The sequence below is a fragment of the Aquiflexum sp. genome, from assembly GCF_041749095.1.
Taxonomy (GTDB): Bacteria; Bacteroidota; Bacteroidia; order Cytophagales; family Cyclobacteriaceae; genus Aquiflexum.
This window is the reverse complement of record NZ_JBGTCA010000454.1, coordinates 1-1,581: the sequence shown is the minus strand read 5'-3', so window position 1 is coordinate 1,581 and position 1,581 is coordinate 1. Positions and strand designations below refer to the sequence as shown.

The 1,581-nt window shown below is 39.5% G+C and carries 2 protein-coding genes; both read right to left on the bottom strand.

The features are described from left to right. Nucleotides 1-241: 241 nt before the first annotated feature. Entirely contained in the window at nt 242-790 is a 549-nt protein-coding gene (locus tag ACEW8O_RS20805; protein WP_373496551.1) for a carboxymuconolactone decarboxylase family protein, read from the bottom strand. A gap of 406 nt (nt 791-1,196) precedes the next feature. Further along, nucleotides 1,197-1,581 (bottom strand): hypothetical protein (locus ACEW8O_RS20800; RefSeq protein ID WP_373496550.1); only part of this gene is annotated, 385 nt, incomplete at its 5' end.

Genomic DNA, 1,581 nt, shown 5'->3' with positions numbered 1-1,581 from the left:
TGCCTTCAAAATAATCTTCATACCATCCACTTCAATTTCCAGATCCTTAGGATCTCTGTTCCAGATGAATTTAAGATGCCTATCGGCATATTGAAAAGCTTGTTCAATGTCTTTTCCATCGGAAAGGATAAAGCTTGCTGAAATACTTGGATGATTGTAGTGATAGATCATAATTCAGTATTAATTACAAAAAGCCATTTCCATGGGAAACGGCCTTTTGAAAACTTGAAAAACCAAACGACTAACTCAATTCCACGGCTTTTGGAAAATCGATTTCAATCCCTGTCACGTTGTGAAGGAGATTGGTAGTGGCTTTCTCCCCGATGGCCACAATCAGGTCCACAAGGTTTTCTCTATTGTATCCCGCATCGAAAAAGTTCTCTAACACAGCATCTTCAATTTTTCCTTTTTTGAGGGTTATGGCTTTGGCTGTTTTGACCAAGGCGTCATATTTATCATTGAAAGGGGCCTCACCTTTTCTCAGCGAAATGATCTGATCTTCTGTGAAGCCGTTCATTTTACCGATAGCGGTATGGGCGGCCTGGCAATAAGAACAGCCGTTTACCTGTGAAACCACCAGGTTGATGACTTCTTTCTCTTTGTTGTTGAAAGTCGTTTTGCCATTGGCAAAGGTAGTGTACCTTTCCAGTGCATTTTCTGAATATGCGTAAGTAGCGTAAATGTTGGGAACAAATCCCACCTGGTTTTTGATGGCAGTCAATATGCCTTTGTTTTTTTCTGATACTTGGTCCAATGTTGGGACTTCGAAATTCAATGTTTCTGTACTCATAATATTTGATTTAGTTTATGCTACAAAGGTGGGGCTATTTGATGTGTGCCTAAATGGCAATACTGCTCGATGACATGTCAATTTTTCCTTTGTAGCTATTTTTGATGAATTCATGTTTCATACTGATAGAACAAACTTAACCTTCTTCGGGGATAAGGATTGTCAGGTGGAAGACGTTTGGGTATATTTCCCTTTGAAAAACATCCATCTTCCTGTTTGCTTGAGATTAACGACCTGTTTTTTTTTGTTTTTTGGGGACATGTTAATCTCGGCTGCCTGATGAATATGAAGCAAAAGACAAAAACCAACAAGGCAGTTGGTTTTTGGGACTATTCAAATAGGGGCCTGAAAAAGTAATATTCCCCTCAATGTATTTTAAACCTCAAGCAGGGAAAGTGTGGCATTCTTAATTTTTGGTGATTTCATAGATTTTACCATGTGAAAAGGATACCACAAATAGATTCCCATTGGGTCCCGTCTGAATATCCGTTCCAATGCCAAAGTTTTTACCGAACAATAGGCTTTCACTTTCGGTGATATCATGTTTGGTCATGTTGTCCGCAACCCGGTCATTGATTCTTGAATCATCAACAACTACTTTATTTCTGTTTCCTGACAGCTTAAATTTAAATAAATAGCCGCCTTCCAGTTTATCACTGCCGGCACCTAAGACCAAGTGACCATCATATTGAGATCCTAATCCACTTCCATTGATGAAACCCAATCCTCCGGGTGCAACTTCATATTTCCAGCTAAATGCAGGATCACCACAAATGGCACCGGGAAGCATA